8 protein-coding genes and 1 pseudogene are annotated in these 7,923 nt (G+C 51.4%); all 9 read left to right on the plus strand.

Annotated elements, in window-relative coordinates; genetic code table 11:
• Positions 1-381: 381 nt before the first annotated feature.
• Positions 382-1,173: an electron transfer flavoprotein subunit beta/FixA family protein gene (locus tag VZT47_RS08445; RefSeq protein WP_330224530.1), complete on the plus strand. Its 792-nt coding sequence runs from the start codon at positions 382-384 to the stop codon at positions 1,171-1,173.
• A gap of 10 nt (positions 1,174-1,183) precedes the next feature.
• On the plus strand, positions 1,184-2,197 hold the full coding sequence (locus tag VZT47_RS08450) for an electron transfer flavoprotein subunit alpha/FixB family protein (protein WP_330224531.1): 1,014 nt from the start codon (positions 1,184-1,186) through the stop codon (positions 2,195-2,197).
• Between the two features lie 84 nt (positions 2,198-2,281).
• Positions 2,282-3,160: an aminotransferase class IV gene (locus VZT47_RS08455; RefSeq protein ID WP_330224532.1), complete on the plus strand. Its 879-nt coding sequence runs from the start codon at positions 2,282-2,284 to the stop codon at positions 3,158-3,160.
• 265 nt (positions 3,161-3,425) lie between these two features.
• Positions 3,426-4,652 carry a sodium/glutamate symporter gene (locus tag VZT47_RS08460; protein WP_330224533.1) on the plus strand — a complete coding sequence of 409 codons (1,227 nt, stop codon included), beginning with the start codon at positions 3,426-3,428 and terminating at the stop codon, positions 4,650-4,652.
• 280 nt (positions 4,653-4,932) lie between these two features.
• A complete protein-coding gene (gene ruvC, locus VZT47_RS08465) occupies positions 4,933-5,430 on the plus strand; it encodes a crossover junction endodeoxyribonuclease RuvC (RefSeq protein ID WP_296954845.1) in 498 nt (165 codons plus the stop codon).
• The gene (gene ruvA / locus VZT47_RS08470) at positions 5,427-6,029 is read left to right on the plus strand and encodes a Holliday junction branch migration protein RuvA (RefSeq protein WP_330224534.1); all 603 of its coding nucleotides are present in this window, start codon (positions 5,427-5,429) and stop codon (positions 6,027-6,029) included. Before ruvC ends, ruvA begins: the two co-directional genes overlap by 4 nt.
• A 9-nt stretch (positions 6,030-6,038) precedes the next feature.
• Complete coding sequence (ruvB, locus tag VZT47_RS08475) at positions 6,039-7,139, plus strand: Holliday junction branch migration DNA helicase RuvB (RefSeq protein WP_330224535.1); 1,101 nt, start codon at positions 6,039-6,041, stop codon at positions 7,137-7,139.
• The gene (locus VZT47_RS08480) at positions 7,120-7,338 is read left to right on the plus strand and encodes a DUF2905 domain-containing protein (protein WP_330224536.1); all 219 of its coding nucleotides are present in this window, start codon (positions 7,120-7,122) and stop codon (positions 7,336-7,338) included. Before ruvB ends, VZT47_RS08480 begins: the two co-directional genes overlap by 20 nt.
• 4 nt (positions 7,339-7,342) lie before the next feature.
• Positions 7,343-7,923, plus strand: a pseudogene (locus VZT47_RS08485) (hypothetical protein); the annotation flags it as partial.

Consider the following 7,923-nt stretch of genomic DNA (forward strand, 5'->3'; position numbering starts at 1 on the left):
AACAAGTCCTCCTCAACCGAAAGGTCATGGAAATATCCGACCAATCAGCCACCCCGGCACCTTACTATGTCTCACGAGAAGCATACGCTCATTACGATTTCTGCTGCCGATTGATCAGTATGTCCCGGAATTCTGGGAACCCGGCTCTATTCTTCCCTGCCTTCATTTACAGGAGGACTTGTTTTCGTGCTCAAAGCCGTCTGCCGCATTTGTGGCAGGCGGCTTTTTTTGTGCAGTTTTGGGAGTTTTCCTGGCAAGTCTTCAAGTGGTTGAACTCCTGCTTCCATGAATAAAAATCAAGCTCTAAAACCGGTGATATGGTATACTAAAAGTAATAATGAACTGATGAAGCTGAAGGTTATTTAATCAAAGGGGGTTATTATGAAGTTTCTGGTATGTGTGAAACAGGTCGTGGACACGTCCAAAATGGAAGTCGACCCGGTCACTGGAAGATTGAAAAGAAATAATGCGAACAGCATCCTGAATCCGCTGGACAGGAATGCGCTGGAAGCAGCTTTTGCACTCCGGGAAAAAGTGGGTGGAAGTGTAACCGTCATTACCATGGGTCCTCCTCAGGCAGGAGCTGTGCTGAAAGAAGCCGTTTCTATGGGCGCTGATGAAGTCTATCTGGCAACGGACCGCGCTTTTGGCGGGGCGGATACTCTGGCGACCAGCTATACCCTGGCCAAAGTCATTGAAAAGCTGGGACATTTCGATCTCATTTTCTGCGGACAGGAATCCATTGACAGCAATACCGCCCAGATTGGTCCGGAAATCGCGGCTACCCTGGGTATTTCCGACGTCAGCGGCGCTACGGATATTTCCTTTGAAAAAGAAGGATTCATCACCGTTCACCGGCCCCTCAGGGAAAATGTGGAAGTCCTGGACCTGAAGCTTCCTGCCGTCATTACCTGTACGGCTGACCTCAACAAACCGAGATACCCGAGCCTTAAGGGCATTCTGAAGAAGAATGAAGTGGAAATCCACAATATCACCTCTGCCGACGTGGATGTGGATCCGGGCCGCATTGGCATGAAAGGCTCTCCCACCCAGGTGCGTCAGGTCCGTCCCATCGTACCGCCGAAGAAGGAAAATCTCCGAATCGAAGATAAAACGGCAGAAGAAGCAGCAGACGGCCTTTTCGAAGCCATGAAGAAACTGAATCTCATGTAAGGAGGGCATTATGGATTTTTCTGAATATAAAGGAATATATGTCATCGGTGCTCTCGAAGACGGAAAGATTCAGAGAGTCACCGGAGAACTCACCGGGGAAGCCAGGGTGCTGGCCAACGAGCTGGGAGAAAAAGTGGAAGTCATCCTTTTGGGCGGTAAACTTTCCGATCAGCCGGAAAGTTTGATTTCCCTGGGAGCTGACGTGGTCTACGTTATGACCAGTCCCATCCTTGACCATTATGATGGAAAGGCTTACCAGAAGGCGCTGGCAGGCTTCCTCAAAGATAAAAAGCCGGATACCGTGATTTTCGCCGCTACTGCCTATGGCCGTGATTTGGCTCCCAGAGTGGCAGCCGAACTTGTCTGCGGAGTCACAGCCGACGTGACTGAACTTTCTGCGGATAAGGAAAAGCGCCTTGTCATCTGGTCCCGTCCTGCCATGGATGGAAATATCATGGCCGACATCGTGAGCCCTCTCTTCCGTCCCCAGGTAGGGACCGTGCGCCCGGGGATTTTCAGGTATCCGAAAGCTGATGAAACGAGAAAAGGGGAAGTGGTCCATGTACCGCTCACGCTTTCTTCCGATGACCTTGGCACCATTCTTAAAGATGTTATTCAGGGTGAAAAGGAAGAAAATCCGGTGGACCTCGCAAAAATTGTTGTTGCCGGGGGACGCGGTTTCCACAGTGAAGAAGAATGGAAATGGGTTCATGAGCTGGCAGACCTCTTAGGGGGAGCGGTGGGCTGCAGCCGTCCGATTTCCGAACTGGGCTGGGAACCCCACAGCCGACAGATCGGTCAGACCGGAAAGGGTATTTCCCCGAAGGTTTACTTTGCCCTCGGTATTTCCGGCGCCATGCAGCATATGTGCGCTGTCAATGCGGACATCATCATTGCCGTCAACAAGGACCCGAAGGCGCCGATCATGGAGCTTGCAGACTATGCCATTGTGGCTGACCTCAAAGAATTTATGCCTCTTCTTATAGAAAAAATAAAAAAGGCCAGGGCAGAAAAACAGGCCTGAACAATGGTATAATACAGAGAGACAGTTTATTAAGAATCCGGGACACCGGTCCCGGTTCATTTGAACTTTGCGGAGGTGAACGGTATGGCAGATTACAAACCTACCATTTACTACAATCACAATTTCTATTATGACTTTGGCCCCCTCATCACCCCGGATGACAGAGGCATCATGTTTGGCGACGGCGCTTATGAATGGATCCGCATTTTCCACGGTCATCCCTTTGCCCTGTCCTATCATACCGACCGTCTCTATCGCTCCATGAGACTTCTCGGTATTCGTCCTGTCACCGCGCCGGACGAATTCACGGAAATCGTGGAGACCGTCATTGACGAATCAGGCGTGGAAGAAGGGTATGTAAAGATCATCGTAACCCGCGGCGCCGGAGAGCATGATTTCACCATTCCGGCCAGAAATAAACTTCGTCCGAACGTCCTGGTTTACGCAAAACCCATCGACCTTAAGTCCATCGAAGCCGTCCAGGGCGGTGTGAAATGCATCACCATGGAAGATGACCGCGGTCACCATTCCGATATCCTTTCCCTGAACCAGCTGAACAATATGATGGCCCGGGCCGAAGCGCAGAAGAAGGGCTGCTATGATGCCATTTTCCATCTGGGCGACCTTCTCACTGAAGCCAGCCATTCCAATGTGTGCATCGTCAAGGCAGGCGTCATCTGGACCCCGGCCAAGAATGAACACATGATTCCGGGCATTACCCGTTCCCTGGTCCTCACCCGCGTAGCTCCGACGGCCGGCGTCACCTCCATCGATGACGGCGATGATCCGGTCCGCATGAAAGACGTATTCAATGCGGAAGAAGTCTTCCTCACCAATACCGTGGACGGCATCATCCCGGTCCTCTCCATCGATGGAAAACCCATCGGCAATGGAGAAGTGGGCACCGTAACGAAGAAGATTCAGGAACATTACCATCACCTCATGACCGATGGTCTGCCGTAATAGATCAGTTTTGAAATGAAATAAAAAGCTCATTGACTCCGGCCAATGAGCTTTTTGATTGGCATGGGGAATTTGGGAAATATAGTCAGCCATTAGCCGTTAGCTGTTAGCCGTCAGCCGTTAGCCGTTAGCCATTAGCCATAAGCCATCGGCTGTCAAAGCTGAGAACTGCTGACTTCTTAATTCCTGCAGTTATGAATCTTATATTTTTGTACCGCTCTTAACAGTCTATGGTTATAATAGAAAGAAATGAGGAGGTGAGGCTATGAATGTACAGCTTGATTTGTACCAGACCCTGGCTGCGGCGGGGGCGGTTTATATTGCGGGCCGTTTCCTGAAGCTTCACTTTTCCGTATTTGAAAAGTTCTGTATCCCCTCGGCCGTGGTGGGCGGGGTGCTTTTTGCTATCCTGAACTGCCTCCTGAGTGTTTCCCATGTGTGGCGTTTCCATCTGGATGGAGACGTGCTGGAGCTGGGGCTCATCCTTTTCTTCTCCAGTATGGGCTACATGGTGAGCGGGAAAATGGTGAGGAAAGGGGGAAATGCCCTTTTCCAGGGAAGCCGGATGGTCATCAAAATGGCCCTGCTGGTGCTGGGGCTCATTCTTCTCCAGAATTTCGTGGGCATCCTTTCCGCGAAAATCTTCGGACTTCCCTCCCTTTTCGGCCTCATATCGGGGTCCATTCCCCTGGTGGGAAGCTTTGGAACCGCCGGGGCCTTTGGTCCCGTGCTGGAACGTCTGGGAGTACAAAATGCCGTTTCCATCGGATTTGAAGCGGCCACCTTCGGCATGATCGCAGGTTCCATCCTGGGCGGACCCATCGGGGAAAACCTCATTTTCCGCCATCACCTTCTGCCTTCCATACCTGAAGGCGCTGCAGGGCAGGGTACACAGAAAGGAAAAAGTCCGGAGAAACCGCTCCCGGTCATCCACTTTCCCAATTTCATGTCCGGCTTCGTGCAGCTTCTGATAGCCATGGGCTTTGGCACCTTTGTGAGTCATTTGTTCGCAGTCTTTGGCATCATCGTACCCGCTTACATCGGTGCCATGATTTCAGCCATTATCATCAGAAATACCGGCGAATATTTCCATCTCTATACCGTTTACCCCGATGAAATCCATGTGCTGGGGACCCTTTTCCTCAATATTTTCCTTTCCTGCGCCCTCATGCAGATGAATCTATGGCAGCAGGCGTCCCTTTTCCTGCCCCTCATGGCGACCCTTCTGATCCAGACACTGCTGGTGGCCGGTTTTGCGTACTTCATCGTTTTCAAGGCTATGGGGTCAGACTATGATGCAGCCATCATGGCCTCGGGCATCTGCGGCTTCACCATGGGCGCTCTCCCCAATGCGGTGGCCAATATGAACGCCCTCTGTGAACGGTTCGGCCCCGCATCCACGGCCTACTTCGTCATACCCCTCATAGGAGCCTTCGTGGTCGACTTCTTTAATATGACCACCATTATGATACTTATTAACCTTTTGAAATAATTTTTTGAGAGGACTGGCGGAAAGGCAGCAGAGCAGATAGCAATTGGCAGTTCTCAGTGAAGGTCTGTCTCCCATTGGGAGGCGGACTTTTTTATTTCCTGCTTTTGATGGAAGAGTGTTTGCCGGAATGATGTATTATGGCTGATAGCTGTTAGCTCATGGCTAACAGCTAACGGCTAATGACTGACCGCTCCCTCCGCTATTTCTATTTTCCGGTGCTAGGTTGCTTTTTTATGGTATAATAACTATGTATGTCTATTATTTTACAGGATGGTTCATGATGCGGGTATTGGGAATCGACCCGGGCACCGGGCGCTGCGGGTTCGGGGTGGTGGAGAAGAATGGCACGGCCATCACGCCGGTGAATTACGGGGTCATTGAGACTTATAAGGACCAGAGTGATCTGGAAAGGCTGAATATCGTCTACGAAGGGATCTGCGAGCTCATTGCTGCCTACCGGCCCCAGTTCATGGGGGTGGAGACCCTTTATTTCAATACGAATATCACCACGGGCATCAAAGTGGCCCAGGCGAGGGGAGTCATCCTGCTGGCGGGGTACCGCCAGAATATTCCCATCGTCCCCGTGACGCCGCTCCAGGTGAAGCAGCAGCTCACGGGCTATGGCCGGGCGGACAAGAAGCAGGTCATAGAGATGGTGAAAAGGCTCATGCATATCAATAGGAAAATCGATCCCGATGACGCGGCGGATGCGCTTGCCATCGGGCTTACCGCCATTTATCATGTGGAACATGGTCAGTTATTTGAGGGAATGAAATGATTGGATACGTACGAGGCAGGGTGACTGCCCTTTTCAAGGATTCCTGCTTTCTGGAAGCAGGAGGCATAGGTTATCGGATTTTTATTTCCGACAAGACAAGACAGCAGCTGCAGACGGGGGAGGACGCCAAACTTCTCACCTACATGGCGGTCCGGGAGGACGCCATCCTGCTCTATGGATTCCTGGGACAGGAGGAGCATGATTTATTTCTCATCCTTCTTTCCGTTTCAAAAATAGGCCCCAAAGTGGCCATGGGGATCCTTTCCGCCATGACGCCGCCTGCCTTCGTGGGTGCCGTGAAGACAGGAAATGTGACAGCCCTGACAAAGCTTCCCGGCATCGGCAAGAAAACGGCCGAACGGCTCCTGGTGGAGCTGAAGGATAAAGTGGGCGCCTTTGTTTCCGAAGAAGAACCGGTTAATACGGAACCGGAAATGCCTGCTGATGATGGAATTACGGGAGAAGCCATCAAAGCCCTCATGTCCCTTGGCTATGAAACGGGAGAAATCATGCCGGTACTGAAGAAACTTTCCGGCTCCTGTGACAGTGTACAGAAACTGATTTCCGCGGCACTCCGCGAATTTGCCCGGGGAGAGTAAGGAGTCACTATGAATAATAAATATATCAAGAGTCTTGGCGGCCGGGACGAGGAAGAAGTGCTGGGCAGCAAAGGCCGTATCGTTTCCACCGAGGAAATACCAAAGGATGAATGGCAGACGTCGCTCCGCCCCCAGCGGCTGGATGACTACATCGGCCAGGAAGCGTTCAAAAAAAATCTGAAAGTCTATATCGCTGCGGCCAAATCCCGCAAAGAAGCTCTGGATCACGTCCTCCTTTACGGACCTCCGGGCCTTGGGAAAACGACCATGGCAAAAATCATTGCCAATGAACTGGACGCCCAGTTCAAGCAGACCAGCGGGCCCGCCATCGGCCGTCCGGGAGAACTGGCAGCTATCCTGACCACTCTCCAGGATCATGACGTCCTTTTCATCGATGAAATTCACCGGCTGAACCGGAACGTGGAGGAAATACTCTATTCCGCCATGGAAGATTTTGCCCTTGATATCGTCATGGGGAAAGGCACCGGCGCCTCCTCCATCCGGATCGATCTGGCTCATTTTACCCTGATTGGAGCGACCACCCGGGCAGGATCCCTTTCGGCGCCTCTCCGGGACCGTTTCCTCATTACGAACCACATGCAGTTCTATGAGCCCTCTGAATTGAAACTGATCATCACGAGGGCCGCCCATATCCTTGGCATCGATATCGATGACACGGGGGCAGAAGAAATCGCAAGGCGCTCCCGCGGTACGCCCCGTATCGCCAATCGCCTTTTAAAGAGAATCCGCGACTTTGCCCAGGTCCTGGGAAGTGCGATTACCGCAGACATCGCTTCCGAAGCTTTGGCGGCTCTCCATGTGGACAATATCGGCCTGGACGATCTGGATAATGAAATATTAAAATCCATCATTTATAAATTCGGCGGCGGTCCCGTAGGCATTGATACTTTGTCTGCCGCAGTGAGTGAAGAGCGGGCCACCATCGAAGACGTCTGCGAACCGTACCTCATGCAGATCGGATTTATTTCCAGGACTCCCAGAGGCCGCATAGCCACAAAGGCAGCCTATGACCATATCGGCGCCGTCTGGAATCCGAATGGAAACCGGCCGCCGGAAAGGAGCCTGTTTGATGAAGATGGAAACAGGTAAGATTCTCATCCTCATCGGCATCCTTTTCATCCTGGCAGGCCTTTTCTTCTATTTTGGAGGGAAGCTCAATTTTCTGGGCCATCTTCCGGGAGATATTCATTTTTCCAGAGGAAATACGGAATTCTATTTCCCCATCGTTTCCTCCATCCTGGTCAGCGTGATCGGGACCATTATTCTTAATCTGTTCTTCAGAAGGTAATCGAATGAATAAAAAATATGTTGCTGCCATGATTCTGTCATTGGCCATTCCTTTCGGAATGATGGGGACAGTCTCCGCAGAAAGTATCCCGGTGCAGCGGAAGGCCGTGGTCAATCACGCCACGAAGTCCGGCTCTGCGCCGGTTAAAGTGACGGTGAAAGCAGCCCCGAAAGCTTCCGCTCCCAAGAAATCATCGGATGGGGATGAAAAGAAGAAAACTTCAAAAAGCACTTCCAAAACGAAAGCTTCCTCCAAAAATAAAAACTCTTCCGGAAATACATTGAAAATTTCAGCCCTCGGGCCGGAAGTGGAAGTGGGACTTCTATCAAATACCCGGTTCAGTATCACCGCCCTTGTGCCGCTCCAGGCTGTTTCCAATGGCAAAGTTATCGGGAAGTACAATAATGGCGTCTCTATTTCCATTACAAGAAGTGGAAATACGATTCTTGTGAATGGCAAGAAGGCGGGAGAAAAAGTGTATCTTTCCGGCGGAAAAGGAGCGCCTGCCTTTGCGGTGAAGGGCAATCAGTACAGGGGGGCCATGAAACTTGTCCCTTCCCCCTGGAACAGCAATGTGACCCTGGT

It is taken from the genome of Dialister sp., from assembly GCF_036343215.1.
GTDB lineage: Bacteria > Bacillota > Negativicutes > Veillonellales > Dialisteraceae > Dialister.

What these genes read in the sequence shown, in the direction of transcription:
- VZT47_RS08445 (WP_330224530.1), top strand. Translation starts at nt 382, where the DNA reads ATGAAGTTTCTGGTATGTGTGAAACAGGTCGTGGACACGTCCAAAATG.
- VZT47_RS08450 (WP_330224531.1), top strand. Translation starts at nt 1,184, where the DNA reads ATGGATTTTTCTGAATATAAAGGAATATATGTCATCGGTGCTCTCGAA.
- VZT47_RS08455 (WP_330224532.1), top strand. Translation starts at nt 2,282, where the DNA reads ATGGCAGATTACAAACCTACCATTTACTACAATCACAATTTCTATTAT.
- VZT47_RS08460 (WP_330224533.1), top strand. Translation starts at nt 3,426, where the DNA reads ATGAATGTACAGCTTGATTTGTACCAGACCCTGGCTGCGGCGGGGGCG.
- ruvC (WP_296954845.1), top strand. Translation starts at nt 4,933, where the DNA reads ATGCGGGTATTGGGAATCGACCCGGGCACCGGGCGCTGCGGGTTCGGG.
- ruvA (WP_330224534.1), top strand. Translation starts at nt 5,427, where the DNA reads ATGATTGGATACGTACGAGGCAGGGTGACTGCCCTTTTCAAGGATTCC.
- ruvB (WP_330224535.1), top strand. Translation starts at nt 6,039, where the DNA reads ATGAATAATAAATATATCAAGAGTCTTGGCGGCCGGGACGAGGAAGAA.
- VZT47_RS08480 (WP_330224536.1), top strand. Translation starts at nt 7,120, where the DNA reads ATGAAGATGGAAACAGGTAAGATTCTCATCCTCATCGGCATCCTTTTC.